The sequence below is a fragment of the Enterococcus sp. AZ095b genome (genome assembly GCF_051714725.1).
Classification (GTDB): Bacteria; Bacillota; Bacilli; order Lactobacillales; family Enterococcaceae; genus Enterococcus_B; species Enterococcus_B pernyi.
In genome coordinates, this window is sequence record NZ_JBIOSL010000001.1 from 1,809,649 (window position 1) to 1,834,776 (window position 25,128).

31 protein-coding genes are annotated in these 25,128 nt (G+C 39.1%); 2 read left to right on the forward strand and 29 right to left on the reverse strand.

The features are described 5' to 3' along the window. Positions 1–10: 10 nt before the first annotated feature. The 13 genes from IGJ99_RS08600 to galE all read right to left on the reverse strand — a co-directional run bounded on the left by IGJ99_RS08600 (position 11) and on the right by galE (position 11,083). Positions 11–751: a tyrosine-protein phosphatase gene (locus tag IGJ99_RS08600; protein WP_438770759.1), complete on the reverse strand. Its 741-nt coding sequence runs from the start codon at positions 749–751 to the stop codon at positions 11–13. 17 nt (positions 752–768) lie between these two features. Further along, entirely contained in the window at positions 769–1,446 is a 678-nt protein-coding gene (locus tag IGJ99_RS08605) for a CpsD/CapB family tyrosine-protein kinase (RefSeq protein ID WP_023519869.1), read from the reverse strand. Positions 1,447–1,458: 12 nt separating this feature from the next. Next, positions 1,459–2,235, reverse strand: coding sequence for a YveK family protein (locus IGJ99_RS08610; protein WP_010735161.1), 777 nt, complete (start codon positions 2,233–2,235; stop codon positions 1,459–1,461). A gap of 20 nt (positions 2,236–2,255) precedes the next feature. Beyond that, on the reverse strand, positions 2,256–3,110 hold the full coding sequence (locus IGJ99_RS08615; protein WP_010735160.1) for a hypothetical protein: 855 nt from the start codon (positions 3,108–3,110) through the stop codon (positions 2,256–2,258). 9 nt (positions 3,111–3,119) lie between these two features. Continuing rightward, a complete protein-coding gene (locus IGJ99_RS08620; RefSeq protein ID WP_023519871.1) occupies positions 3,120–3,767 on the reverse strand; it encodes a class D sortase in 648 nt (215 codons plus the stop codon). A gap of 31 nt (positions 3,768–3,798) precedes the next feature. Further along, a complete protein-coding gene (locus IGJ99_RS08625) occupies positions 3,799–4,380 on the reverse strand; it encodes a hypothetical protein (RefSeq protein WP_010735158.1) in 582 nt (193 codons plus the stop codon). Positions 4,381–4,673: 293 nt separating this feature from the next. Beyond that, a complete protein-coding gene (gene tsaD, locus IGJ99_RS08630; protein ID WP_010735157.1) occupies positions 4,674–5,717 on the reverse strand; it encodes a tRNA (adenosine(37)-N6)-threonylcarbamoyltransferase complex transferase subunit TsaD in 1,044 nt (347 codons plus the stop codon). Next, complete coding sequence (rimI, locus tag IGJ99_RS08635) at positions 5,714–6,184, reverse strand: ribosomal protein S18-alanine N-acetyltransferase (protein WP_409173455.1); 471 nt, start codon at positions 6,182–6,184, stop codon at positions 5,714–5,716. Before rimI (IGJ99_RS08635) ends, tsaD begins: the two co-directional genes overlap by 4 nt. Before the next feature lie 6 nt (positions 6,185–6,190). Continuing rightward, on the reverse strand, positions 6,191–6,733 hold the full coding sequence (gene rimI / locus IGJ99_RS08640; RefSeq protein ID WP_023519872.1) for a ribosomal protein S18-alanine N-acetyltransferase: 543 nt from the start codon (positions 6,731–6,733) through the stop codon (positions 6,191–6,193). After that, complete coding sequence (gene tsaB / locus IGJ99_RS08645; protein WP_010735154.1) at positions 6,717–7,439, reverse strand: tRNA (adenosine(37)-N6)-threonylcarbamoyltransferase complex dimerization subunit type 1 TsaB; 723 nt, start codon at positions 7,437–7,439, stop codon at positions 6,717–6,719. Before tsaB ends, rimI (IGJ99_RS08640) begins: the two co-directional genes overlap by 17 nt. Before the next feature lie 134 nt (positions 7,440–7,573). After that, the gene (locus IGJ99_RS08650) at positions 7,574–8,569 is read right to left on the reverse strand and encodes a LacI family DNA-binding transcriptional regulator (protein WP_438770760.1); all 996 of its coding nucleotides are present in this window, start codon (positions 8,567–8,569) and stop codon (positions 7,574–7,576) included. Between the two features lie 29 nt (positions 8,570–8,598). Next, a complete protein-coding gene (galT, locus tag IGJ99_RS08655; RefSeq protein WP_224434858.1) occupies positions 8,599–10,083 on the reverse strand; it encodes a UDP-glucose--hexose-1-phosphate uridylyltransferase in 1,485 nt (494 codons plus the stop codon). Positions 10,084–10,093: 10 nt separating this feature from the next. Beyond that, positions 10,094–11,083 carry a UDP-glucose 4-epimerase GalE gene (gene galE, locus IGJ99_RS08660; protein WP_010735151.1) on the reverse strand — a complete coding sequence of 330 codons (990 nt, stop codon included), beginning with the start codon at positions 11,081–11,083 and terminating at the stop codon, positions 10,094–10,096. A gap of 247 nt (positions 11,084–11,330) precedes the next feature. Between galE and IGJ99_RS08665 the strand changes: the two genes are divergently transcribed. After that, positions 11,331–11,498, forward strand: a complete 168-nt coding sequence (locus IGJ99_RS08665; RefSeq protein ID WP_010735150.1) for a DUF3042 family protein — start codon at positions 11,331–11,333, stop codon at positions 11,496–11,498. A gap of 371 nt (positions 11,499–11,869) precedes the next feature. On the opposite strand, the gene IGJ99_RS08670 is transcribed toward IGJ99_RS08665, so the two are convergent. The 16 genes from IGJ99_RS08670 to IGJ99_RS08745 all read right to left on the reverse strand — a co-directional run bounded on the left by IGJ99_RS08670 (position 11,870) and on the right by IGJ99_RS08745 (position 23,869). Then, positions 11,870–13,672 (reverse strand): FAD/NAD(P)-binding protein, encoded by a 1,803-nt coding sequence (locus IGJ99_RS08670; RefSeq protein WP_224434859.1) that lies wholly within the window; start codon positions 13,670–13,672, stop codon positions 11,870–11,872. Positions 13,673–14,005: 333 nt separating this feature from the next. Beyond that, entirely contained in the window at positions 14,006–14,401 is a 396-nt protein-coding gene (locus IGJ99_RS08675; RefSeq protein ID WP_010735146.1) for a rhodanese-like domain-containing protein, read from the reverse strand. Positions 14,402–14,415: 14 nt separating this feature from the next. Next, the gene (locus IGJ99_RS08680) at positions 14,416–15,381 is read right to left on the reverse strand and encodes an ROK family glucokinase (RefSeq protein WP_019723942.1); all 966 of its coding nucleotides are present in this window, start codon (positions 15,379–15,381) and stop codon (positions 14,416–14,418) included. Between the two features lie 2 nt (positions 15,382–15,383). Then, entirely contained in the window at positions 15,384–15,593 is a 210-nt protein-coding gene (locus IGJ99_RS08685) for a YqgQ family protein (protein WP_010735144.1), read from the reverse strand. 19 nt (positions 15,594–15,612) lie between these two features. Then, positions 15,613–16,317, reverse strand: coding sequence for a rhomboid family intramembrane serine protease (locus IGJ99_RS08690; RefSeq protein WP_349519756.1), 705 nt, complete (start codon positions 16,315–16,317; stop codon positions 15,613–15,615). Positions 16,318–16,335: 18 nt separating this feature from the next. Continuing rightward, complete coding sequence (locus IGJ99_RS08695) at positions 16,336–16,887, reverse strand: 5-formyltetrahydrofolate cyclo-ligase (protein WP_349519758.1); 552 nt, start codon at positions 16,885–16,887, stop codon at positions 16,336–16,338. A gap of 542 nt (positions 16,888–17,429) precedes the next feature. Beyond that, positions 17,430–17,819: a hypothetical protein gene (locus tag IGJ99_RS08700; RefSeq protein ID WP_349519760.1), complete on the reverse strand. Its 390-nt coding sequence runs from the start codon at positions 17,817–17,819 to the stop codon at positions 17,430–17,432. A gap of 126 nt (positions 17,820–17,945) precedes the next feature. Next, positions 17,946–18,113 carry a hypothetical protein gene (locus IGJ99_RS08705; protein WP_157072118.1) on the reverse strand — a complete coding sequence of 56 codons (168 nt, stop codon included), beginning with the start codon at positions 18,111–18,113 and terminating at the stop codon, positions 17,946–17,948. Positions 18,114–18,134: 21 nt separating this feature from the next. After that, positions 18,135–18,281, reverse strand: a complete 147-nt coding sequence (locus IGJ99_RS08710; protein ID WP_157072117.1) for a hypothetical protein — start codon at positions 18,279–18,281, stop codon at positions 18,135–18,137. Between the two features lie 162 nt (positions 18,282–18,443). Further along, the gene (locus IGJ99_RS08715; RefSeq protein WP_034687665.1) at positions 18,444–18,806 is read right to left on the reverse strand and encodes a hypothetical protein; all 363 of its coding nucleotides are present in this window, start codon (positions 18,804–18,806) and stop codon (positions 18,444–18,446) included. A 16-nt stretch (positions 18,807–18,822) separates the two neighbouring features. Continuing rightward, a complete protein-coding gene (locus IGJ99_RS08720; protein WP_438748252.1) occupies positions 18,823–20,244 on the reverse strand; it encodes a transposase in 1,422 nt (473 codons plus the stop codon). Continuing rightward, the gene (locus IGJ99_RS08725; RefSeq protein WP_010735297.1) at positions 20,241–20,588 is read right to left on the reverse strand and encodes a DUF3958 family protein; all 348 of its coding nucleotides are present in this window, start codon (positions 20,586–20,588) and stop codon (positions 20,241–20,243) included. The genes IGJ99_RS08720 and IGJ99_RS08725 overlap by 4 nt, the downstream gene beginning before the upstream one ends. Then, positions 20,588–20,869 carry a TIGR04197 family type VII secretion effector gene (locus tag IGJ99_RS08730; protein ID WP_438748254.1) on the reverse strand — a complete coding sequence of 94 codons (282 nt, stop codon included), beginning with the start codon at positions 20,867–20,869 and terminating at the stop codon, positions 20,588–20,590. The genes IGJ99_RS08725 and IGJ99_RS08730 overlap by 1 nt, the downstream gene beginning before the upstream one ends. A gap of 209 nt (positions 20,870–21,078) precedes the next feature. Beyond that, positions 21,079–22,083: a FecCD family ABC transporter permease gene (locus IGJ99_RS08735; protein ID WP_023519883.1), complete on the reverse strand. Its 1,005-nt coding sequence runs from the start codon at positions 22,081–22,083 to the stop codon at positions 21,079–21,081. Then, the gene (locus IGJ99_RS08740) at positions 22,080–23,069 is read right to left on the reverse strand and encodes a FecCD family ABC transporter permease (protein ID WP_062805058.1); all 990 of its coding nucleotides are present in this window, start codon (positions 23,067–23,069) and stop codon (positions 22,080–22,082) included. Before IGJ99_RS08740 ends, IGJ99_RS08735 begins: the two co-directional genes overlap by 4 nt. Beyond that, positions 23,069–23,869, reverse strand: coding sequence for an ABC transporter ATP-binding protein (locus IGJ99_RS08745; protein WP_023519886.1), 801 nt, complete (start codon positions 23,867–23,869; stop codon positions 23,069–23,071). The genes IGJ99_RS08740 and IGJ99_RS08745 overlap by 1 nt, the downstream gene beginning before the upstream one ends. Before the next feature lie 165 nt (positions 23,870–24,034). On the opposite strand from IGJ99_RS08745, the gene IGJ99_RS08750 reads away from it, so the two are divergent. Further along, on the forward strand, positions 24,035–24,991 hold the full coding sequence (locus IGJ99_RS08750) for an iron-hydroxamate ABC transporter substrate-binding protein (RefSeq protein ID WP_023519887.1): 957 nt from the start codon (positions 24,035–24,037) through the stop codon (positions 24,989–24,991). Positions 24,992–25,128: the final 137 nt, after the last annotated feature.

The window sequence follows — 25,128 nt, forward strand, 5'->3', positions numbered from 1 at the left end:
CCTAAAACTTTTATACAATAGGTCGAAAATCTTTTGCATGCACTTGCTCCCCATTGATGATGTCTCTTGTTACTTGATCCATTTCTTCGATGACTGTAGATCCAAATTTTTTCTCTACGATACTATATGCTTTTTCCATATAAAAATCCCGATCTTTTCGACTATGGGCATCTGAGGCAATCATCTGGACAAGCCGATGTTGAACCAGTTCCTCACTTAACTTCTTGATCTGTTTGCCATAAACACCTGCAATACTCGGTGCAGTCAACTGCGCCAAACACCCCATATTCAAGTAGGGTAATAATAGATTAGGACTTTCTTGGAAAACGCGGTTCCGCTCAGGATGGACAATGATTGGTACGATCCCCATCTGACGTAATTCATAAAACAAACTTTCTGTGTATTCGGGAATGCTGTTTGTTGGTAGCTCAGCTAGCAAATAGCGATCGGCGACATCTGCAAAAAGAATCTTGCCACTTTTAATTTCATCGATCAAATTACTTTTTATTCGAACTTCTTGTCCTTCAAATAAAGTTAGGGGGATGGACTGTCGATCGAGTTCTTTTTGCAAGTCTTCGACAGCTAGTAATACATCTGCTTTTTCATTGGTGAAACGTTGATTATGATGAGGGGTGCATAAAATGTGGGTGATTCCTTGTCGAACAGCTTCTTCTGCCATGGCGATCGATTCTTTGACCGTTTTTGGTCCGTCATCTATACCAGGTAAAATATGACAATGTAAATCAATCATTTTTGCTCACTTCCTCATCAATAGTAATAATAATTAAAATCTGCATTCTTCTTCGCACCGTTGTAAACAACACCTAAAATCGTTGCTTGTGCAATGGCTAGCAGTTCTTTCGCTTTGATTAATTCTTGTTTCATTGTTTTGCGTTCTCGGACGACTAAAAGTGTCCCATCTGTTTTTGCGGCTAAGATCTGAGCATCAGTGACTGTTGCAATGGGTGGTAAATCAAAAATGATCAAATCAAATAATGCTTTTAGTTGTTCGATCACTTCTTCCATTCGTTTCGAATCAAGTAGTTCGGATGGATTCGGTGGTTTCGGTCCACTTGTCATGACCCAAAGATTTTCGACGGAACTGGTATGATAATATGATTCCGGTCTTCCTTCACGATCGCCTAAGAAATTACTTAATCCATTGACATTTGGCAATTGAAAAGTCAATGCTACACTTGGTTTTCTCAAATCAGCATCAACCAGCAAAACTCTTTTGCCACTATTTGCGAATACGACAGCTAAGTTAGCAGCTGTTGTTGATTTTCCTTCACCTGGACCAGATGAAGTCACGACCATCGTCTTCAATTCACGATCGACAGAAGCAAATTGGATATTTGAACGGATCGTCCGATATTGTTCGGAAACCATGGCATTTTTATCGGTAATGCTGAGGAGTGAAACAGGTAAAATAGTGTTTTTCTTCATAAATACTTCTCCTTATACACGTTTTCGTGAACGACGGCTTTCTCTTTGTTCAGTTGTTTCAATCGTTTCGACTTCTGCTGGTTGAAACATACGGCCGTTTTCAAGTTCTTTCTTCGTCATTTCATTGACATCTCCAAGTATCGGCAATCCTAATTCTTCTGTGACAAAACGTTCATCTTTAACTGTTTTATCTAACAACTCTAGAAGAAAGGCTAATCCGACTCCAATCATCAAGCCAAGTAACCCACCAATAACTACGTTCAACATGTTATTTGGTGAAACAGGTGTAGGATTGCTTTGTGCTGCAGAAGTGATCGTCACTTTATTGACATTCAATACGTCCGTTGCTTTTGATTGGAAAACTTGTGCTGTGACGTTGGCGATATCCGTCGCATGATCTGGATTATCAACAGTTGCAACGATTTGGAACATTTGTGAGTTTTGTGATTGATTGACACTGATCACCGATTTCAACTCACCCTTTGTAAGACTTTGTCCATAATTTTGTTCAAGTTCTCTTTGAACATCATTGATGACAACATCACCTAAAATCATATCTTTGTAAGTATTGATCAACAATACGTTAGCGTTGACATCTTGTAGATTCGTATTCGTATTTTCTGCTTTTGACTGAACGATCATCTCAGCTGATGAACTGTATTTAGGTGTGATCAAAAAGAACGTGACTCCAGCAGCTAATGCAAATCCGGCAAGCGTGGTCGCAAGAATCAGCAACCAGCGCTTTCTTAAAATCTCAAATAATTCTCCTAGACTAATCGTTTCTTCCATGTTTTCTCCACTTTCTATCGTTAATATCTTTTCTTAACTTTTCGTCTTCTTAATAGTTCGCTCAACATCCAGATGATGAAACTACAAATAATGAGCACGATTCCCCATTGGATAAATGTTACAATAAAGTTGCTTAGATACGTAGTTAAAAAATGATAGAGCGACTTTGAATTGATGCCGATACGCTCGACCATTTTTGAAAGGTACACAAAAAGAGGTAACGCTAAAAGCATTAGACCAGCGCCACCCACTGCATAACTTAAATAGCGTAACGCACGATGGAAAAAACGTGTGTCGATTGCAATGATCGCAATCACTAATAATGCAGAAACTGTCATTGTAAAGAAGATCAATAAGGTCAGCGTTCTTTTATACCCCATCACTTGCTTCCCATAGGTCAAAAGATAAGGGATCTCAATATATTCACTATAGGTTTCGATGGCAGATTTTTTTAGATTGTCAATCGATTGTTGCGTTTCTGCATTGATTTCATAATTGTTTTCTTTCGCATAATCTTCGACTTTTTTCTGGATGATTTTGTCTACATCCTCTGTCCGTTCAATCAAAAAAGGAATGTCTGTATAAATGGTGCGAATATAGTGTTCAACATTCGATTGTACATAAGCTTGAGGAACAGTGTCTGCCAATACATCTGCAGGAATATTGCTTCCTCGACCTAGATCGCTGATTCTTTGATTGATCTCAGAGGTGATCGTTTCTGAATAATTGGCTTCTTCCATGGCTTTTTCCATAAACTGTTGGTTGAACAACGTTAGTCTCAATACAACTAACGTCATGCCGGCAAACAAACTCAAAGAACAAATAAAAGTAAGTAGCCAACGAGACCCTTTTTGCATGAATTTTTGCGTACTCATGATTTCCTCCTATTTATTAGGATTGATCAACGGACCTTCAACTAACTCACAGATAACAAAAAGTCGTTCATCCGTCATGCCTAAACTATCAACAGGATAGCATGTATAAAGAAGCAGTATTGGTTTATCTTTTTGACTGATCAATTCATTGATTTCCGGATCATCTTTATGACGAATCACCATTTCTTTTACTTGATAGCGGTAATTCGCATAGGTCGTCTTAGCTGTCACGATATCATTTGTTTGAATACCGCTTAGCTTACCAAACCCATCAACATTGTGCCCACCGACTAGTGACGTTCCAGTCTCACCTATGTAGACAGAACCCATATATTGTCCCGCACCTTTTCTTAATATCTCATCGGTATCTCCAAAATACAAAGGCACATTCAGATCTAAAGAATCTACCATGATGTCACCATAGCGTTCGCCACCTCTAGGGTAAGCGATACTGCTAGATGCCAGTTCATTGTTCTCATCTTTAGCGACATCTTCTTCTTTTACAGCTTCAAAGCTTTGTTCTTGCGTTTCGAATGTTGGAACATCTGAAAGTAAAAACAAATTTAAAGAAGAAGTGGCAAAATGAATGACAGGTCTTCCTATGACGTACATTAGAGAATAACCAGCTGCCAAAAAAAAGACAGGGACAAAAAGCATTGCCCCTAGTCTCTTAAGAAGCTTGCGCTTTTTACGCAATCTTTGTCTTTCTTCCTACTACAACCGCACCTGCTGCGACTAATAGTAATGAAGCAATTGCCATTGCACTAGCGGTATAATTACCACCTGTTTGTTTAATTGGAGAACTAGTGCTAAAAGCTGGTGAAGTTGTTCCATCAGCATTTTTTGCACCGATTTGGATATCGCTACCATTCCAACTTAGTACAACTAATCCCAACGCGTCAGCAACTCTCGTTACCTCTTGTTGGATTTGCATGATGATATCCCGCGGTAAAGCACGAATCAAATCATCAAGCGTGTTGATTCCTGTCATATCGATTGTTACTGAACCTAACAGATTACGCACATTTTGAATACCTGTAACGGCAGTTTCTACTTGTGCATCCGTTAAATCATTTTGTTTCAAATGGTTTTCGGCTTGTGTAATGTAAGTATCAGGGACAGTGAATTCTTTTCCTTGAATACTTACTGGTGCTTTTAACAAGTCTAGGATCTGTTGCTCATTCGCAGAAATCGCGCCAGCGGCATCTACAGGAACAGTGAACAATAATGCAGTGAAAAATACAACTAAATATCCGACAAACTTTTTCATCCATTCGACCTCCTTTGCATTTTATTGTGAAGGCTTTCAGCCTTCAGATAAAACATTATAGAAAATAACATTATTCATTTTATTTTCTACATTTCTTATACTATCACATAGAGTTAGCTGACACAATTTATATAACCTAAGTAAATTTATGTTTTTTTGGGCCTATCAGCCATGTTGATATTAAGTGTATAAAAAAGGATAAGATTCCCATTCCCTAGCAATTTTTACCACAGCATAGATTATATTCATATAATCTTTTTATATGCGAATATCTAGGTTAAATGTCAGGTGATTTACCTGACATTTTCCAAGGACTCACCTAACACTAAACCTGGTTCTGCATTCAGTCGATAATCAGCAAGATGCCCTTTTCGCCATTCGACAGATGCAGCGGCTCCGATCATTGCCGCATTGTCCCCACAAAGACGTAATGGTGGTACGATCAGTTCCAATTCAGGTAATTCTGTGGCTAAATTTTTTCTCAAACTTTCTCTTAGTCCTTGATTAGCAGCAACACCGCCTGCAAGGATTAATTGCTTCACCGGATAAATTTTGCAAGCACGTATCGTTTTTGTTACCAAGACTTCGACAACACTGGCTTGAAAACTCGCAGCAAGGTCTGCTCGATCTAATTCTTCCCCTCGTTGCTCCGCGTTGTGGACTAAATTGATAAATGCACTTTTTAAGCCACTGAAACTAAAATCATAGTTATCTTCGCGAAGCATTGCCCGAGGAAAGTGGTAGGCATCTTTCCCTTGATGGGCTAATTCATCGATTTCTTTTCCACTTGGATAGCTCAATCCTAAAACACGTCCTACTTTGTCGTAGGCTTCTCCAGCGGCATCGTCTCTTGTTTCACCGATGATCTCATAAGCGCCATCTTCTTCCATATAAACTAACTCCGTGTGCCCTCCACTGACCAACAACGCCATCAATGGAAATTCATACGCTTTTTCGAAGCGGGCGGAGTAAATATGTCCTGCCATATGATTGACAGGGATCAATGGCAGATGATTTGCCCAAGCAAAAGCCTTTGCTGCTGAAATACCGATGAGTAATGCCCCCACAAGGCCTGGTCCTTCTGTGACAGCAACCGCGGTAAGTTGTTCGGCGGTCACGCCTGCTTCCACCAACGCTTCTTCAAGACATAAAGTAATTTGCTCTACATGATGGCGACTGGCCACTTCAGGTACGATCCCGCCAAAGCGTTTATGGCTGTTGATTTGAGAGGCAACGATATTTGATAAGATTTCTTGCCCATCTTTCACGACCGCTACGCTTGTTTCATCACAGCTTGACTCAATTGCTAAAATCAATTCTGTTTGTTTTTCATTCATGGTTTCATCACCTCTGTTTTTAGCTTTGTACACATGATGACCGCATCCTCGACCGGATCATGATAGTAGGCTTTTCGTTTACCTACTTGGCGGAATTTTTCTGATTCGTAAAGGTGTTGGGCAGCAATATTTGACTGTCGTACTTCTAAAAAAACACTATGCGCTTGGTTAGCTTTTTCTCGTTGCAGCATCTCTTGTAATAATTGTCTTGCTACACCTTTGTGTTGTTCAGCAGTCAGAACTGCAAGATTCGTCACTTCTACTTCATCAAGTACTTTGGCATATCCAATAAAGCCAATGATTTCCTCTGCTTGATGAAGGACTAAATAATTGGTTTGCGGTTGTTGGATATCAGACAAAAATTGCTCTTTTGTCCAAGGTGACCCATTTAAAAAAGCATCGTCACTGACTTGCCAAAGCGCTTGGGCTAATTTTGTATCATTGAAAGCTGTTTTTTCTTCAATCACTTTATTTCACTCTTCTTTTAATAGTTTTACCATATCTAAGGCATCTTCATTCGTTTCTGTATAATACCCTTTTTTTACTTTTCTCGATTGGAAGCCTAGTTTTCTGTATAAGCGTTGGGCATTCTGATTACTGATCCGTACTTCTAATGACATGGTCTCGCATTGATTCATCCGTGCGAATGTCTCGATCTCGTTGATTAAATAGGTACCGACACGCTGCCGTTGGTAACTCGGACTGACCGCAATGTTTGTGAGATGGCAATCGAGTCCTAATACTCTGGATCCAACAAAGCCGAATAATTCTTCTCGATCGAATATCCCTAAATATAAAGTCATGAATGGGGAAGTCAGCTCTGAGATGAACGCACTTTTTGTCCAAGGTAATTCCCCCAAATAAACTTCCCGTTCGATACTTAACAACGCCTTGACATCATCAACTGTCAGTTCCCGTATTTGAAATTGCTTTTCGCCTACAGTGACCGTTTTCTCTGGATAATCTGCTTTTTCTTGAAGCATGGTCCGTAGATAGGCTTTAAATTTTTTCAACATAGCTTTCTTCTCCTGGCGTATGTGTCTCCAACCATTTTTCTTCTGCTTCCACTCGTTTTAAGTAACGTGGTAAAAAGGCTTGGATATCGTTGACCGGATTACTTGAAGCCCCTAATTGCGCGACGACAACTCCACTAGGAATATCCCAAAGTGGCAAGGAGTTACGCTTAGCATCAGGTATTGATTCAGCGATTTCTGAGTTGAATTTGTGGCAATCGCTACCGACAAAAGTGATCGATCCATCCATTTGTTTTAATTTTTCGGTTAATTCTACGAAAGCAATATGTCTGTCCTCTAGAACGTTTTCTAATGTTCCATGATGCCAGCGATAGGCACCAGCATAAACATTTTTTCTTCTCGCATCAAACATCGGTACAATGATTCCTTCGATTCCTACGCAATTTGCTGCAAGTACAGCAAGACTGGAAACACCAACCAATTCTTTATTTAAAGTATATGCTAATGTCTTGGCAGTTGTGACACCGATTCTCAATCCTGTATAAGAGCCTGGACCACTTGACACAGCAATTCGATCGATTTGTTCTGGTGTGAGTTGGCAATCTGAGATCAATTGATCCAACGCTGGCATCAACGTCAGACTATGATTTTTCTTTCTATTGATTTGGATTTGACCTAACACTGTTTCGTCTTCCAATACGCCAACAGCTAAGGTTTGATTTGCTGTATCGATCCCTAATGTAATCATTTGACCGTTCCCTTCTACTACTCTAATGTCGTTTATCATTGTAGCATACTTCGAGGTAAAAAAGGGGAGGAAAAATCAAGTTTGGCTCTCGCCGCTGTCGAAATTTCCACCCCTATACTTAGGTTGATAATCGTCTATTTGATCGTAGATTGTTTTGTTGATTCTCGTAAAATTAGTTCTGTCGCGATCGTGATTTTTCTTGCAACCGGTGCAGTACTATGGATTAACTGGGTCAATGTCTCAACTGCCAACTCCCCCATCCATTCGGTGTACACTTTGACTGTAGAGAGGGGTGGTGAGACATACTTTGCCACGCTGATATCATTGAAGCCAATCACTGAGATATCTTGCGGAATAGTCAATCCTGCTTCTTTGATTGCCTTCAATGCACCAATTGCTAATGCATCATTCGCAGCAAACAACGCATCCGGTAATTCCTTTTCTTGCAATAAAAAATCATGAACAGCTTGATATCCTGCCTCCACTGAAAAATCCGCTTCAATGATCTTTCCTGTGAGGTTCTTTTCTTCACTGATCAGTTTTTGAAAAATTGCCGTTCTAGGATCAGTCACCGGTGTTCGGTGTTGCTTCGTGTACTCTTTTCCGGCTAACATCACGAGTTGTTTGACTTCTTCTTGTAAGAAATGATCCATCACTAAGCGAAGACTCGACTCAAAATCAACGACTAATGAATCGATGCCAAATTTTGTGCCATCTGAATCGACAAGTAAAAGGTTCTCTTGCGTACGTTTCAATTCTTTCAATTGCTCTTCGTCAAACTTTCCTAAAGCAATCGTTCCATCTGCAGATTGCTCACTGATGGCATCCCATGTTTCCTTGATAAGGCGAATATTCGCTTCTTCCGCTTTTTTTTCGATTCCTAAGCGTATAGAAAGATAATAAAGATCTTCTAATTCTTCTTGTGTATCATACCATTGGATCAATTTGATCGTTTGTTTTTCAGAGGCTAGATTCTTATGATGTTTTTTATAATTCAAGTGTTCAGCTACTTCAAAAATTTTTTGTTTCGTTTCCATTCCTACTGACAATTTCTCATCATAATTCAGCACTCTTGAGACAGTGGCAGGAGAAACTCCCGCCAACTGAGCAATATCTTTGATTGTGGCCATTCGTTTCCCCTCCTGTAAGTGACCGATGCTTATAATGTTTCAGTAAAGCGCAAGAACGCAGCTCTTCCTTGTTCGTCCCGTTTGAAGACACCGGCATCTTCTAAAACTCTGGCGAAGACTTGCCCAACAGCATTTTGGATAACAACTGTCGCAGTCTCTTCAGTCAAATCAGGATTTGCTTGTTTTAGCTGTTCTGCCCATTCACGATGGTAGTCCGCGACTTGATTTTCTTCACCCAGTAGATATTGCTTCACTTCTTCCAATTCTGGTTTTAAGCGTGGCGGCAACACAGCCAACCCCATAACTTCGATCAAGCCAATGTTTTCTTTTTTGATATGTTGGATATCACGATGAGGATGGAAAATCCCTTCAGGATATTCTTCGGACACATTGTTGTCGCGCAATACTAAGTCGATTTCAAAGTAATCATCTCTTCGACGAGCAATCGGCGTGATCGTGTGGTGTGGCGTACCATCTGCTGAATAGGCGATGACTGATACTGATTCATCTGAATAGTTCTGCCATTTGTTTAAGACCGCATCTGCTGCTTCTACTAATAAATCTTTATCGGGCGACTGTAACCGGATCACCGACATCGGCCATTTGACGATCCCTGCAATCACCTGCGGATACTCGCTTAGCTTGATCAATTTCTCCATCGGCGCTTTTGCCATCGGAAATTCGTGACGTCCAGCTTGATAATGGTCATGTGAAAGGATCGATCCACCAACGATCGGCAAATCAGCATTTGAACCTACGAAATAGTGTGGTAAGACTTCAGTGATCTTCAACAACCGAGCAAACGTTTCTTTAGTGATGCGCATTGGTCGATGTTCTTCTGATAAAATGATCGAGTGTTCATTGTAGTAGGCATAAGGCGAATACTGAAATCCCCAACTTTCTCCGTCTAAGTTCATTCGGATGATTCGATGATTGGTTCGTGCTGGGTAATTCAACCTTCCTTTGTACCCTTCATTTTCCATACATAACATACACGATGGGTAATTGACTTGTACCGCTTTTCTTTCTGCAGCAATTTGTTTTGGCTCTTTTTCAGGTTTAGATAGATTGATCGTGATTTCCAACTCCCCATATTCAGACGGATAAGTATACACGATATTTTTTGCGATGGCTCGTGTTTTGATATAGTCATTGTTGCGGCTCAACTGATAAAAATAATCCGTTGCTTCTTCTGGACTTTTTGAATAATGTTGAGCAAAAAAAGCATTGACAACAGAAGGTGGTGGCGTCAAGAAATCCATCAATTGTGCCTCAAATATTTCTCGGTCAGCTGTTACATCCGTCACCAAGCCATTTTCTTTTGCTTGTTCAACTAAACGATCCAATAGATCGACCGATTCTTCTTGCACTGGACGTACTTCAAAAGAGTCGCCGGCTTCTTCGCCAATAAGACCTAAAATACGATTTTGTAAGTAGATACGGTCCATTTCCATCCAACCACCAGACGCGATTGCTAGTGTGACAAAATCTGCAATTGTTTGACTAATCGTCATTTTCTTCCACCTACTTTTCATACCCGTTAGGATGGCTTTCATGCCATGCCCAAGCAGTTTTGATGATTTCTTTCACATCTGTATATTCAGGTGCCCAGCCAAGGATTGCTCTCGCTTTTTCACTTGACGCTACTAAACGACTTGGATCACCTGCTCTTCGTGGTGCGATTTTCGCAGGGATATCACGGCCTGTGACTTCTCGTGCTGCTTCTAGCATCTCTGTGACTGAATAACCTTTGTTACTTCCCAAGTTGAAGAAGTTGCTTTCATTTCCAGCTTTTAAATATTCTAAAGCTAAAATATGCGCAGCAATCAGATCTTCTACTTGTACGTAATCTCTGATACATGTTCCGTCTGGCGTATCATAATTATCCCCATAGATTGCTAATGACTCTCGTTGGCCTAAAGCTACTTGTAAAATGATCGGCACTAAATGAGTTTCGGGCGTATGATCTTCGCCGATCGACGCATCATTCTTAGCTCCTGCTACATTAAAATAGCGCAAAGCCACATAACGCATGCCATATGCTTCGTCACACCATTTCATCATTTTTTCCATCATCAACTTACTTTCGCCATAAGGATTTTTCGGATTCGTTGGTGACCCCTCTGTAATTGGCGATTCTTTTGGCTCACCGTAAGTCGCAGCTGTTGAAGAAAAGACAATCCGTTTCACATCAAACTCGTGCATTACTTCTAATAATACTTGCATGCCATAAACATTATTATTGAAGTAGACTAAGGGTTTTTCAACTGATTCACCGACTAACGAGCTCGCTGCAAAGTGCAAGACGCCCTCAATCGTTTCTTTTTGGAAAACTCCGCGTAAAAATTCTTTGTCACGAATATCGCCTTCATAAAAACGTGCATCAGTATGAACTGCTTGACGATGTCCTGTCAAAAGATTATCCACGACTGCTACATCATAGCCCTTTTCAATTAATTGATCGACGGCATGGGAACCAATATAGCCTGCTCCGCCTAATACTAAAATTGTCATGTTAAGACTCCTTTATCCATATAATTATATTCGTTATTTATTTTAACAAAAGTGATGATCAGAAAACAGGGACTTTTTTTTGACAAAACCTTCTTTCATTTTATTTAGTAAATTTATAATAAAACATTTAGTAAATTTTTTCAACATTTTCTTGTAAAGGGTTTCAAATAAAAAAACGAAAGACTAGCGTTTTTCCTTGTTTTGCTTCATAATAGAAGTGTCAAATAGATAAATGAGGTGAATCATTATGAAAAAATTTGTATCAGGTATCTTAGTAGGTAGCTTGGCTACTGTAGCAGCTGTGGCTGGTTTAGTAACTTCTGTGAAGAAAACAGTCATCGACCCAATCGACGAAAAAGAAGCAATGATTGAAGAAAATCGTAAAAAAGCAATGAGAAAACGTGTATCACGATAAGAGCTAGTGATTGAAGCATTCAGCTTCAAAAACAAAAAACCCAAAGTTGTTCTTCAATTTTTTGGGTTTTTTTGTTTCTACCGAGTTTTTTCTAAAACTCGCATTTTTAAGTTACGATAGAAATGGAAGCTGACAAATAGCACAGTTGTGTTTCCACTATCTCCCTCATGCTATCCAAAAAGAACGTTCTTACAAGTGTCAGGACAGAAGTGTTTAGCCTCGAGAAATAAGGCGCCATCCACGAAAATTGTTCTTCAAATTTTTGTGGATGGCGCCTTATTTCCCAAGAGGTTACTTCTGTTCCCGCCATTTATTCGGTTTTAGTTGGTGGGAGAGAACTAATGTCCCTCTCTCCTAAAGGAACGTTCTTTTTATGATTTTTCTGCTAAAATCAGTTGTGCGATACGATCAATTTGTCTAAGATTCCAAAAATCGACATAGGGTCTCGGAACGGAGGCTGTTAACCATTCTACCCCTTCAGTTGGGATGCCGATACAATACAAATTGTTTTGTACTTCTCCATGGGCATCGATCACACGTGAATTTTCTCGTTCGATTGCTACCGCACCAGAAACGAAATCGCCACTTGGATCATGCAACTGGAATGGCTGAAGGATCTGGGCATCACGTAGACTGATCAAGGCTGGATTTCTTGTTGTTCGTAAGTCATTTTTTGGTAATCGTGCCTCAATTAGATAGCTACTTGTAAGCCCTTCTGGTTCCAGGTGAAATCTCTTGTCCTTTCCTACAACAGTAAAAGGAGGTTCCACCAAATGGAAAATTCCTGCATCGATCAATGCTGCTAATTCCTGCGTTCTTCGTAAAGGCGGACCAATAGTAAAAAACGCATCAAACGTATTGAACCATTGCCACAATATTTCTTTATATTCTTTTGCAGAAAAAACTTCCCATAGCATCACTTGATGCACGATATTTCGCCAATCTTTCAATGCATCCAACGTCGCAATCAATGGACCACTCACATTGCCTTTTAACGCTTCATTGATTTGATCTTCGATATACCTCCGACTCATTTGTTGATACGGCAACGTGTGGTCGATCAAGTGATCCAGTAAGTCCCATGACCACAAGTGGCTTGATAATTCAGGATATTTTCGCAGCCATTCCTTTTCTGTAGCCCCAAGAAAGACTTCTTGAAATTCGCTGAGAGCAATCGACAACCCATGTTCCTCGATCACTTTTTTATAATAAAACAATTCGAGATCTTTTTTTAAGTCAGTAAAAAAATCCTCCCCAGTCAGTTTTTTAGTACGATAATACATATTTAATCGTTCTTGCGTCAGAATGACTGGTTGTGCCACCTCGCCAACTTTTTTCTGGTTGCGTCCGTGGGGATAGTAAGGTAAGCCTCGCCGAGAGCCGCAATAGACGACTGGCTCTTCTCCCGACGGACGATAAACCAATCGACCTTCCAATTCTTCAAAGCGACCGCCTCGTTGTTGTGTCAACAAACCAATATAATCAAAAAAACAGAGTCCTAACCCCCGAATAAACACCGGTTCTTGGGCAGGAATCATCGATAAATCAACATCGGCTGGATTAGCTGGTCCTTGGTAAAATAAGTGATGCTCAGCCGCATACTCACTTAATTGGCTTTCTTCTGACGTTTGTTCATGTTCCCAATGACCCGTTGCTAGGATCAGTTGATCCACCACATAGGCTTCTTCTTTAGTTCGCAGAATGAATTGTTTCTCTTTCTTGGTGGCTTCGATAACTAATTCTTGTATATAATCGAAACGATCAGAAAATCGTTCTTGTAGGCGCGCGTAAAACCATTGGAGATAGACGCCAAAGAAGCGACGACTTGTTGGTTGATTTTCTAATAAATTAGCTGCTTCACACAAAAACGCTTCTTTTTCTTTGATAGTTGTCTGACTAAGATAAGAAGGGGCAAATTCTTTCGCCCATTGATAAAGATTCACTCCGTTAGCGACCACGCCTCCACTACTTAATGTCTCATCCGTAAACATCGTCACTTGTGACGCCAATGAATTCATCAGTACTTCTTTTGGCTGATCGACTCGCCAAACCTTGCCACCGATTCCACTTGGATCAAAAAGGAGGATCTCAATATTTTCTTGTTGTTGATTATAGAGTAAACGCTCTAACATGCTAAGTCCACGAGGTCCTGCCCCGATGATCCCAATTCTCATCTATCCACCTACCTATATGTATTTGCTTGATTGTCACGCATCTTTTCTCTTGATTCCACTCAATACACGCTACAATGATTTACTTGGCTAACTCACTGAGGAGCAACAGTTCTTCATGTTCTTTATTTTGTGACCAACTGATTTCCAAATAACATCCGTAAATCAAAAAAACGAATTTAGGAAAATATTTTGTGATGACTACCTTTGTCATATTCTCTCATTCCATCATAGCATAATTTTTCTGCAATAAGAAAAAACAACAAGAAAAAAGAGCGAATAACCACTCTTATTCTTGTTGCTACTAAGGTGACATAAGAAGTACAAGACTCCTCGTTAGATTTTTTTACTTTTGATTTTACCTGACCAACCATCATAGCCGCCTTTTAAGATATAGATATCTTGGTAACCTGCTTTACGCAGTTGGTTAGCTGTACGAATACTCAAACTTTTCTTTTGATCATAAATATAAACCGGTTGGTCTTTACGAATCGAACCAAGTGAATTTTTTAGTACTGTATAAGGAATATTTCTAGCGCCTAAAATATGACCCGCATCAAAGACATCTTTTTCACGAACATCGATGACTTGTGCACGACGCATTCCTTCACGAAATTCTTCTTCTTCAAGCATTGTTGCAGAACGTTTAGCCATTACTCGTAAGTAAACTTCCCAAAATACGATAGCTAAGATGATCAGTAATAAAATGATGTTAATAATCCATAAAACCATGTCGTGCCTCCACTTTATTCAGCATATTTCAAGGCTAATGAGGCAGCACCGATAACGCCTGCTTCATTTCCTAATTCAGCTAATTTGATTTTTGTTGATTCTCTCACTTGTGGGAAGGTAAATTCTTTGAAGTATTTCTCCACACGACTGCGTAAAAATTCTCCCGCAGCTGATACGCCTCCACCGATGACAATACTTGATGGATTCAACGTGTTTCCTAAATTCCCGCAAGCTAGTCCTAGATATAGACAGACACGATCGACCACCATCAAACCAAATGGATCATCTGCTTCTGCTAATTCAAAAACATCTTTACTTGTTACTTCTTCACCATTATCAAGCATCGCTTTCAAGCGTGAATCACCGGCATATTCTTCTGCCAAATGACGGGCCACTCGAACGACACCTGTCGCACTTGAGACAGTTTCTAAACAGCCACGTTTGCCACAAGTACATTCGAATCCATTTGGATCGATCGTAATGTGTCCTACTTCTCCAGCGGCTCCAGTCACCCCATGAAGTAAATGACCATCCGCCACAATACCGCCACCAACACCTGTACCTAGAGTGATGAATACGACATCAGGATCATTTTCGCCTGCACCTTTCCAACGTTCGCCTAATGCTGCGACATTGGCGTCATTATCGATGGCAAATTTGATGCCCGTTCCTTCTTCAATCATTTTTTTGACAAATTGAAGCTCGCGCCAATTTAAATTGTACGCACCAATCACTGTACCAGCTTCGCTGTCGACTGTTCCTGGTGTCCCCATACCGATACCGATGAAATCTTCCGCTTTCATACCGTATAAGTTCAGACGATGATTGATAGATTCAATGATTTCAGGAATAATGTGTTTGCCATCATCCAAAATATTGGTATCGATACTCCATTTCTGTTGAATTTCTCCGTCAGGTGTCAAGATCGCAAATTTTGCTGTTGTTCCACCTAAATCAATCCCAATAATTTTTTTGTCCATGATCAAATTCCTTTCTTTCTGCTCTCTTCGATTCGGTGTTCTCTTTTTAAGATGTGCCACGCAGTCATATATGTTTCGTGATCGATCAAATGATTATCATAAAGCTTGCGTAATTCGATCGTCATCAATTCAATATCATAAATCCGTGCTCCCACATAAATAAAGATACCAAATCTCTTGAATAGCTGTTGTACGTCGTATAAGCTTTCCATTTAAAGCACTTCCTTCACATTATACAAGTATTCCATAATTTTTTAAACCCACTAAAACACATATTATAAAAAGAAAGAGAAAAACGATCGACGATATAATACGATGATGGATTGAGTAATCATTGGATCGATTTGGTAATCCTAATAGATTCCCTATCAGGAAACCTCCGATCAAGCCACCAACATGTCCCCAGATATCTACTGAGGTATCTGATATACCGAATATAAAAGAAAAAACAATGAATATCATGTAACGGCGTACAAGCTGTTTCACCACATTATCATTTTTGTAATGAATACCTAGAACAAATAACGCGCCAAATAAACCAAAAAGCGATGTACTTGCCCCACCAGATAATACGTTCATTTCATTGAAGGCAAAACTGGTCACATTTCCCATGATACCACTAAGTAAATAAATCAAGAAAAAGCGCCAATGACCGTATACCGTTTCGATTTGTGAACCCATAAAATACAAAACGACAGAGTTCAGTACAAAATGCATCATCCCAAAATGGATAAATATTGGTGTGATCAAACGCCACCATTCATGTAGGTAGGCAATATGCTGGCCAGACATGCCTAGTCCAAAAGCCACGCTATTACCAGGTAATACCTCCATTGCGAAAAAGACGATTGTTTGGATTACTAAAAAAATCTGTGTTAAAAATGGCCCATCGAGCCAAGATTTTAATTTGAATTGTTGCTGCCGATTTACTTTCATATATACCCCCTTGTTTTTTTAGTCGTTCAATAAATGTTGGATTTTCTTATCAAAGTCTTCTGGTTCCCAATCATTATGAATCATCTCTTTGAAAGTCAAGCTGCACGTTTGATGCGGATACTCTTTCAGATAGCGATCATAATACCCTCCACCAAAGCCGATTCTGTACCCATCTGGATGAAAGATGATTCCTGGGACGATCAATAAATCGATCATCGTTGCCTCATAAAAATGCGTTGAAACAGGTTCTAACACACCAAAACTTGAACGTTCCAATACTGTGTTCTCGGAGAACTCATAAAATGCCATTTGACGTTTTGGCAATGTTTTGGGGATCACAACGATTTTCCCTGAGGCTCTCGCTTGTTCGATCAACGGTCGTGTATCTATTTCAAATTCATTTGAAAGAGTTATACCGATGACTTGCGCCTGCTTCCAATACTCGGTTGCAAACAATTGCTTATAGATTTTTTGTTCTTTTTCTTTTTTGTAGCCACTTGCAGCAATTTTTTTAAGTTCATTAATGCCAAATTGACGGAGCTGGTCTTTTTTCTGCTTTTCGTGTCCCAAATAATCACCTGCCTACCTTCTGTTAAAATGGTAGCGGAAAACGGAGAAAATAGCAATTTAACTTTTTAGATTTTTGGATTTGTTCTGTCTAATTTTAGTTAGGACATCGATTTATCATAGCTGTACTGGTTTTACATTCGTTGAACCATGTGTAACCCGCGACTACGTCATGTAGTTATTGCCATCAAATTCCACAAAAAACATTCACAAATTAGTTTTGACTAATAATGTGAATGTTTTTTATTAACTATGTTTCCTATTCAGTTTCAACTTCATTGCTTATGAATTAAGTATTTTCAAGTATTTAAATGTGTTAAATCTTAACAACTCGATTTCTATTAAACCTTAGTTTACTTTTTTCATTTTTAAAAAATATATAATATATCTTTTTGTGAAATTAAAGATTTTGGAATGACTTCTTCTAAATTCTCAATCCTAGCGGTCATGTATTCTTTCTCTTCTCCCTGAAGATTTGCTATTGCCCAGCTCTTCAATAAATCTAATTCTTCTATGACAACGCCTAATTTAATATTTAAAAATCGCTATTCAAAGTCTGTATGAACAATATTATTCACTTGGACAAGATCTTTTCTAGTGTACTTGTAACTTAACATTTTTTGTTTACTAAGAGACTCACTTGCAGAAATTTTATTCAAATAATACAAATCTCCTTTTTTGTTTATAACTTCTGATAAAACTTTTCGCCCAACTGTAACATCTCTAATATATTGAAATTTTTCACCACTATCATCTAGTTCACCAAAAAGATAAATTTTACAATTATATTCTTCATTGATTTTCATAAAATCAAAATTTTTAAAACTAGTAACAGCAGAATCATCAAAGCATACATCAATAGTAGCTGTATCTAAACTTTCCAATTCTAAGTTTCGTGTTGCTACTGATTCTTCTATGGAAAGTAGTTTATACATACACTTCCTCCTTTTTAGTTATGTGCTTGGATAAAAAGAAACTACAAAACCATTACTTTCATATGCCAAAGTATATTTTTGTCCATCTATACTTTAGACCGAAAATGGTCTTTTAGGTCCGATTCCTTATTTTATTGGTTTTATTTTCAATGTATCATGTAGAAAACTAGGAATATCTTGAACACCTTTAGCATTGAAATCCTCTATATGTCCATTGACAATATGCTTTAATACTGCTTTATCTTTTCCTTTTTCAAACCAAAATAATTTATTTGAAGAATCTTTTCCAATCATAATTACATGATCGGGGTTATACTATACATCGCTTTTCGAAAGTTCTTCTAATAAACTAGGTTCTAACAATTTATTTCCTTCCCGCCCTTTAATCTTACCATTCTCTACTTGCTTCACACCAGTGGTCGTTAATACTTTGTATAAGTTGGATGCATATTCTAGATCCATGCTTAAAATTTACTCACGTATTAGCTTTTCTATGTATAACTCAAAGCCCCAAGAACCAAAATCATTCACAAACTAGATAAATCTAGTATATGAATGATTTTATTTCAATTACCATGTTTATTAAGTTTTTCAATTTATATCTTCATTGGTTCAATAGATTTCTTAGTAAATATCAATTCTTGCAATATCAGCTTCTAAATATTCATGTTGTTTTATATCCTTTGGAATATCTCCATCTGACAAATCTATTTTAAATTCTCCTATTTGAAGAATTTCGTTTTTCAAATCTATAAGCTCTCCCTGAACATGATAGTAATCATTTTTTTTATCTATTATATATTCTTCATTTAAACTTTTAACAATGTGTTTGATGTTAAATCCATAAATTATATCTGTGAACATATCACCTTCTGATACATCACAATCACTACAAAAACATTCAATGGAATATAAGCCATCTGAAAGTAAAATATCAGCTTCTCCTGAGTCTTCATCTATCCAGTTTACTTTTCTTATATTAATCATTTTATAACATCTCCCATTATTTTAAACCTAAACTAGGTGCTTTTTTTATAAGTTCTTTTACAGATTTTAAGTGCAAGGTTGTTATGTTCCCAGTTGTTCTGTCTAATCCTACAAATGCATACTTTGCACTTCCTTCTCCACCAACCAGTTTGATATATCCGTTCATTTCAGGAACAAATTGTCCCTCTTTAATCACATGATTTGCATCTCTTAAATACTCAACTATTGAATAGTGATTTTTATTTAAAGCTTGTTGTATTTCTGAACCATGTTTTGAAAAGTGAACTTCTAATTTAGTTTTACTATTAAATTCAATTCCACTCACATCCTCAATCTTACCACTCTCCACCTGTTTCACACCAATGGTCGTCAAGACTTTGTAAGACGCATACGTAAAGCCTAAGATCATCAGGGCTTGACCGAGTTCAGATTCATTGATCCATGTGTAGCCGTCTTTGACGTATTGTGAGGTAGAGACGAGACTGCCTAAGAGTGGGTCTAGTTTTTCACCAGTTTCATAATTAACACCTTGGCGCCAAGCCACATTGACTTTTTCTTGGTAAGTATCGTACGTCATGAATTGGATCAGTTCAGGTTCTAAATATTGCCCTACTTTCGTGACATATTGATAGAGCTCGGGGTTCACGATACCGTAGCCTGATTGCTTGTCTTCGATTTTCCAAAAGACACGTGGATTCCCATCGCTATCGTGAATAATGAGAGCATAGACGTTGTACTTTTCTAGTTCTTTATTTTTAGTTGGATCGATGCCTTTTTTCTCGTTTTCTGCTTGTTGCCATTTGTCTTGGATCGTGGTTGTCCACGACAAATCTTTTGGGATAGAGAATGTCTTCGTTTGGCTATTCCAAGCAGTTTTCGTTTGAGCAAGGCCTTGATTGACTGCTTGTTCGAGACTTTTGATTTCTGTAAAAAATTGGGCGGAACTTTGATTGTAAGCTAAGAGTTTTTGGAGTTTTTCTTCCAGTTTGTGTTTCAAGTCATGATACATCATGAGTAACAACGTATTCTGATTGAGTTGAAAGCCTTGGTGTTCTTCCGGCATATGAGGTGAAAGAAGCAACTGCCGTATTCCCTCGGCTTGGGTGATATATTGATTCATTTGACGAATTTGCGCTTCTAATTCGGATTGTTTCAAGCTGATGGAATCAACTTGATTTATGTATTCCTGTGGAAATCGTTTCGCTGCTTTTTCGACCGCTTCGGAGAGTAAGATTCCTCCTTGGACGAGTGGGTAAAGTATTTGAGAAAAATAGGCTTTCGCAGCGTCGTAGGTTTTCCCTTGGAGATTGGGCGTTTGTAAAGTGAATTGAGTGATGGCTTGTTGGAGATTTTGGTAATCAGTGACTTGTTTTTGGCAGAAGTGACTGGCGCTCGTAGCTTGTGTTAAGGAGTCGTTTAGGTACATGTCGATACTCATAGGTTTTGTTCCTCCGACATGATTTTTCTTTTCTCAAAAGCAATTTCTTCGAGTTTATTCGTGATTCTTTGTTGTTGGATCATTTCGTGATGTTGGCATTCATCAAAGCCATTCATCAATCGCCTACTTTGATGTGAAAACTCCGAGGTGAATGTTTCGATGGACGTAAAGATATTCGATTTCTGGTAAGACAATTGTAATCGAAATAAGAAGTTTCCGATTTCTTTAAAGTGATTCTGGTAATCTGAACGGCAGGCATCAAGTTGTTTCATTTTCTTTTCCTGTTCTTCTCTTTTTGCTTGCAGCAACGTTTCCTCGGTATCAAGATTTGTCCATTGATTCATTAGCGTCTCTCCTTGAAAAGATCTCGACTTAATTGAGTGTCTAGTGTAGAAAAACCTTGAGCAGCAGTTTGCAATTGATTAGCAGCGCCTGAGATAGCTGAGGCAATTTGATTGGCTGAGTTTTTGGCGGACGTTATGCTACTTTGAATGTCTTGATTGCCAATTAGCGTTGTACGTGTGTCATTTTGAAGCGATGATGCTTGGTTTAAAGGGGTGGTTGCACTGGTGATTCTTGAAGTGGACTGTTGGGCTTGTGAAGAATTACTGCTGAATGTGACCATAGATCTCCTCCTCGATTTATATAGGCTGTATAGAACGCTTACATATTCATTATAACAATACATAACCTTTCGTTGGATGAGAATTGTATTAGATAGGTCTTGTTACTTTATTTCTTATCTGGCTGTTGAAGGTATTTCTCAATCTACTAAAAAACACTAAAGGCAAAATCGCCTTCAGTGTTTCCCGATCCCAACATTCTGGTCTTATCCTAGACAGATAGTTGTTTCTTTTGAATATAAAATAATAAATAAAGAAAATACGGTGCGCCCAAGACGGCAATCAAGATCCCTGTAGGAACTTCTCCATCTGGTAAAATGATGCGCGCAAGAATATCAGCAATATTGACAAATAATCCTCCGAACAAACCACTGAATAGGAGTGTCCACTGATTTTCTTTACGTACAATGATTTTGGCAGCATGCGGTGCGAGTAAACCCACAAAGGACAAGCTGCCTGCCACAGCAACACTGCCACAGGCTAAACCAACTGCAAGCAGTAATAAAACTGACTGACTTCGTGACACGTTCAACCCTAAGCTTTGCGCACGTTCTGGGCCAAAGGATAAAAGACCAATCCTGCGACTATAGAAAAACGCTAAAGGGATCAGAATAAGTACCCATGGCAAAAAGGCAGTGACATAAGGCCAACTAGCCCCCCAGATTGAACCTGCTAACCAAGCGTTCACAAAGCCATAATTTTCTTTTGAGATTTTTATCGTACTTAAAAGCATTGCCGCAGAAAAGCCCGCATTCACAGCGATACCTGAAAGGAGCAAGCGATTCATCGCTACTTGTCCAGAACGCTGATAGGCAACAAAATAGACTAGACATGCAGCAAGCGTGCCGCCTAAAAAGGCAACGAAAAGCAACAAGAAAGGTGACGCATGGCTAGTAAAAAAACCTAAGTATAGCATCACAAAAAATCCTGCGCCGGAGTTGATACCTAAAATACTTGAATCAGCTAATGGGTTTCTAGTTACTCCTTGCAAAAGATAGCCTGCGATTCCTAGACAGGTACCTGCGAATAAACTGATCAATAGGCGTGGCAAGCGAAATTCTGTCAGAACCAATTGTTGGACCTGTGTTCCTCTACCAAGTGCGACATCGATCAATTGATCAATATAAAGAAACGGTGTACCGATCATTAAACTGATTCCCGCAGTCACAAGCCATAAAAATAGTAACAGGCCAATCCCCCAATATATTTTTTTCACACGCGTTCCCTCCTAACTTGTACCAATAAAAAAGGGACACCAATCAAGGAAATGACTAAGCCAAAAGGTGTTTCAAATGGTGGATTGACCATGCGTGCCACAAAATCTGCTAACATAACTAAGATCCCCCCAGCGATAAATGAAGCTGGCAAGACATACCGATAATCCGTACCGACAAAGCCACGAACAACAGGTGGGACCATCAAACCAATAAAAGAGACGGGCCCAACTAAAGAAACAGCTAACGCTGCTAAGATCGAAACAAAGATGAAAACCAGTACCCGTGTGCGCTGTGGATGTCCTCCTAAGGCGATCGCATGCGATTCACTCAAATGGATCAGGGAGATCGACTTCCCTAATAGAAAAGAGCCAATAACCGCCACTAGATAGATAGGTGAAAGAACGAGTAACTGTTGCCAAGTAATATTCGCCGCACCGCCAACAAACCAAAAAGTCAAATCTTGTTGTAGATTAAATAACTGGGTCAGTGCTTGGCTGATTGCGGTAAAAAAAGAACTGATTGCCACACCGGCTAAAATCATCTGCATAGTACTGAGTCCTATTTTTGAAAAACTGAAAAAACCTAGAACGATCATCGTCACGATCAACGAACCAAGTAATGAAAGCAGAAAAATTGAAAACGGCGAAGCTTTAGGTAAAAAAGCAAAGCTAAATGCCATGGCTAACGAGGCACCAGCATTGATCCCTAACAATCCTGAATCTGCCAAGTTGTTTCGCGTTACCCCTTGCATCAAAGCGCCACTGAGGGCGAAACAGCTACCCACAATAAATGCTCCGATGACCCGAGGCAGACGGATATTACGTATGATCTGCTGGGCTTGATCAGTTGGATCGAAATGGAACAACGCCTGCCAGACTTCATTTCCTTTAACTTCAGAAGCACCATTATACAAAGCAAAAAAGAAGACAAGGATTGCCAATAACAGAAGCAGCCATAGGATATTTATTTTTTTCCCTTTCCTCATCATTTTCCCTCCGGTTTCTTGATGAGATCATATGTTAAAAAGACAGGTTTATTTGTTTCAGGTAATTGAACGATTTGTGCTTCGATCTCAAAAATCTCTCTCATCCATTCTTTCGTGATGACTTGTTCTGGAGTCCCGTTGACAATTAATCGCCCTTCTTTCATTGCGACTAAATAATCGGAAAAACGGGAGGCATGATTGATGTCATGGATCGACATCAAAATCGTTGTTTTTTTCATTCGGTTGATTTCTTTCAGCAGATCTAAGATTTCCAGTTGATGCGCCGGATCTAAAAAAGTTGTCGGTTCATCAAGGATCAAGATATCTGCTTCTTGAGCTAACGCCATCGCAATCCAGACTCGTTGGGCTTGACCTCCGGATAAACTCGCTAAGTCTCGATCTTTTAGCGAGATCAGATCCGTCGCTGTCAATGCCCACTCAATGGCTTGCAGATCTTGATCATCCATGCCACTGAATAGTTTTTGATAAGGATATCTACCGTAGGAAACGACTTCTTCGACTGTCATTCCTAATGGGTATTCACTCGTTTGGGCTAGTAAGGCAAGTTTCCGAGCTAGTTCTTTCGAATGATAGGTCGTCAAGTCACGATCGTTGACTAATATTTTACCGTTTTTTACAGGAAGTATGCGGGTAAAGCTTTTTAATAATGTAGACTTACCACTGCCGTTCGGGCCAATCAAACTGGTGATTTTCCCTTCTGGTATAGCGACAGACAAATTTTCAATTATCGTTTTGTTGGGGTAACCGGTAGTAATTTCAACTGCATTTAATCTAGACATATACTTCCCCCTCTCATTGAAAATCATTCTCAATTATGACGGTACTTCACAAATTCGTCAAGCACAAATTTCGTCATTTACGTTAGTAAAAAGAGTTGACAGCGCCCTTTTCTTGGGGAATAATAACAATTGAGAAACATTCTCAATTACGTTTGGAGGAAAGACATGAGACTTAAAAATAAACTATTCACAATCTCTAGTGCATTACTTTTGGTGGGATTACTGAGTGCTTGCTCGCCAGGCTCATCTACAACCGAAGAGACAACCGCATCATCGACTACTGCTGATAATGGTACGCATACCTTGACAGATACATTAGGACATTCAGTTGAAATACCTAACCAACCAAAGCGGATCATCGGCAGTTATTTAGAGGATTATCTTGTTGCGTTAGGTGAAACCCCGGTTGCTCAATGGACAGTCGGCAGTGGTTCGATCCAAGATTATTTACAAGATGATCTGAAAGATGTCCCAACTATCTCCTATGATCTACCCTATGAAAATGTGTTAAGTTTTGAACCTGATTTATTATTGATTTCTTCTTCAGCCACTGTTGAAGGTGGTAAATACGAGCAATATAGTAAAATTGCTCCAACCTATGTTGTTAAAAATGGTACCGATGTCACATGGGAAGAACAGTTGCAAGACATTGGCAAAGTATTGAATAAAGAGGACAAAGCAGAGGAAATCATTCAAGATTATCAAGATTACGCGAAAGAAACACGAGAAGAATTGAGTGATCAGATCGATGGGAAAACAGCGGCTGTCTTATGGGTCACGAACAACTCTGCCTTTATGGTCAGTCAGAATCGTTCAAGCGGTCGCATCGTTTATGAAGATCTACAATTTGGTGTGCCATCTTTAGTAGAAGAAGTATCAAAAGAGGCAACCTCTGATTGGTCAGCTGTTTCATCAGAAAAATTAGCTGAATTAGACGCAGACTACATCATCTTAGTCAATAGTGATGAACAAGCAGCGATGTTCAACGAACCCACTTGGCAAAATCTGAAAGCAGTCAAAGCGGGTCAAGTGTTCGAATTTGGTCCAACTTCTAGCTGGTTATATAATGGACCAATCGCTAGTCGTCAAATGATCGATGATATCAAAGGCGAGCTAAAGTAAAAACGTGAAAACCACAATTTGGCTTGCGCTGTAAATAAAAGAAGTGTTCCATGTGCTAGCTGGTAAACAGCACATCGAAAAACGACAATCACCAAGCGGTAAAATTCTTCGGTGATTGTCGTTTTTTTCGATATTCA

Coding starts and splice junctions, on each gene's coding strand:
- IGJ99_RS08665 (WP_010735150.1), top strand. CDS start 11,331: ATGAAAAAATTTGTATCAGGTATCTTAGTAGGTAGCTTGGCTACTGTA.
- IGJ99_RS08615 (WP_010735160.1), bottom strand. CDS start 3,110: ATGAGTACGCAAAAATTCATGCAAAAAGGGTCTCGTTGGCTACTTACT.
- IGJ99_RS08675 (WP_010735146.1), bottom strand. CDS start 14,401: ATGGTTTTATGGATTATTAACATCATTTTATTACTGATCATCTTAGCT.
- IGJ99_RS08700 (WP_349519760.1), bottom strand. CDS start 17,819: ATGTATAAACTACTTTCCATAGAAGAATCAGTAGCAACACGAAACTTA.
- IGJ99_RS08620 (WP_023519871.1), bottom strand. CDS start 3,767: ATGCTTTTTGTCCCTGTCTTTTTTTTGGCAGCTGGTTATTCTCTAATG.
- IGJ99_RS08710 (WP_157072117.1), bottom strand. CDS start 18,281: ATGGATCTAGAATATGCATCCAACTTATACAAAGTATTAACGACCACT.
- IGJ99_RS08685 (WP_010735144.1), bottom strand. CDS start 15,593: ATGGAAAGCTTATACGACGTACAACAGCTATTCAAGAGATTTGGTATC.
- IGJ99_RS08680 (WP_019723942.1), bottom strand. CDS start 15,381: ATGGACAAAAAAATTATTGGGATTGATTTAGGTGGAACAACAGCAAAA.
- IGJ99_RS08730 (WP_438748254.1), bottom strand. CDS start 20,869: ATGGTCACATTCAGCAGTAATTCTTCACAAGCCCAACAGTCCACTTCA.
- IGJ99_RS08625 (WP_010735158.1), bottom strand. CDS start 4,380: ATGAAAAAGTTTGTCGGATATTTAGTTGTATTTTTCACTGCATTATTG.
- tsaD (WP_010735157.1), bottom strand. CDS start 5,717: ATGAATGAAAAACAAACAGAATTGATTTTAGCAATTGAGTCAAGCTGT.
- IGJ99_RS08690 (WP_349519756.1), bottom strand. CDS start 16,317: ATGAAAGTAAATCGGCAGCAACAATTCAAATTAAAATCTTGGCTCGAT.
- IGJ99_RS08605 (WP_023519869.1), bottom strand. CDS start 1,446: ATGAAGAAAAACACTATTTTACCTGTTTCACTCCTCAGCATTACCGAT.
- IGJ99_RS08610 (WP_010735161.1), bottom strand. CDS start 2,235: ATGGAAGAAACGATTAGTCTAGGAGAATTATTTGAGATTTTAAGAAAG.
- IGJ99_RS08705 (WP_157072118.1), bottom strand. CDS start 18,113: ATGATTGGAAAAGATTCTTCAAATAAATTATTTTGGTTTGAAAAAGGA.
- IGJ99_RS08725 (WP_010735297.1), bottom strand. CDS start 20,588: ATGAATCAATGGACAAATCTTGATACCGAGGAAACGTTGCTGCAAGCA.
- IGJ99_RS08720 (WP_438748252.1), bottom strand. CDS start 20,244: ATGAGTATCGACATGTACCTAAACGACTCCTTAACACAAGCTACGAGC.
- galE (WP_010735151.1), bottom strand. CDS start 11,083: ATGACAATTTTAGTATTAGGCGGAGCAGGCTATATTGGTTCCCATGCC.
- IGJ99_RS08670 (WP_224434859.1), bottom strand. CDS start 13,672: ATGAGAATTGGGATCATCGGGGCAGGACCTCGTGGACTTAGCATGTTA.
- IGJ99_RS08715 (WP_034687665.1), bottom strand. CDS start 18,806: ATGATTAATATAAGAAAAGTAAACTGGATAGATGAAGACTCAGGAGAA.
- tsaB (WP_010735154.1), bottom strand. CDS start 7,439: ATGATTACATTAGGGATCGATACAGCAAATCAAACCTTAGCTGTTGGC.
- IGJ99_RS08745 (WP_023519886.1), bottom strand. CDS start 23,869: ATGTCTAGATTAAATGCAGTTGAAATTACTACCGGTTACCCCAACAAA.
- IGJ99_RS08740 (WP_062805058.1), bottom strand. CDS start 23,069: ATGAGGAAAGGGAAAAAAATAAATATCCTATGGCTGCTTCTGTTATTG.
- IGJ99_RS08650 (WP_438770760.1), bottom strand. CDS start 8,569: ATGGCCACAATCAAAGATATTGCTCAGTTGGCGGGAGTTTCTCCTGCC.
- rimI (WP_023519872.1), bottom strand. CDS start 6,733: ATGTTGAAAAAATTTAAAGCCTATCTACGGACCATGCTTCAAGAAAAA.
- IGJ99_RS08750 (WP_023519887.1), top strand. CDS start 24,035: ATGAGACTTAAAAATAAACTATTCACAATCTCTAGTGCATTACTTTTG.
- IGJ99_RS08600 (WP_438770759.1), bottom strand. CDS start 751: ATGATTGATTTACATTGTCATATTTTACCTGGTATAGATGACGGACCA.
- galT (WP_224434858.1), bottom strand. CDS start 10,083: ATGACGATTAGTCAAACAATTGCAGATTTTGTCACACTAGCAATCGCG.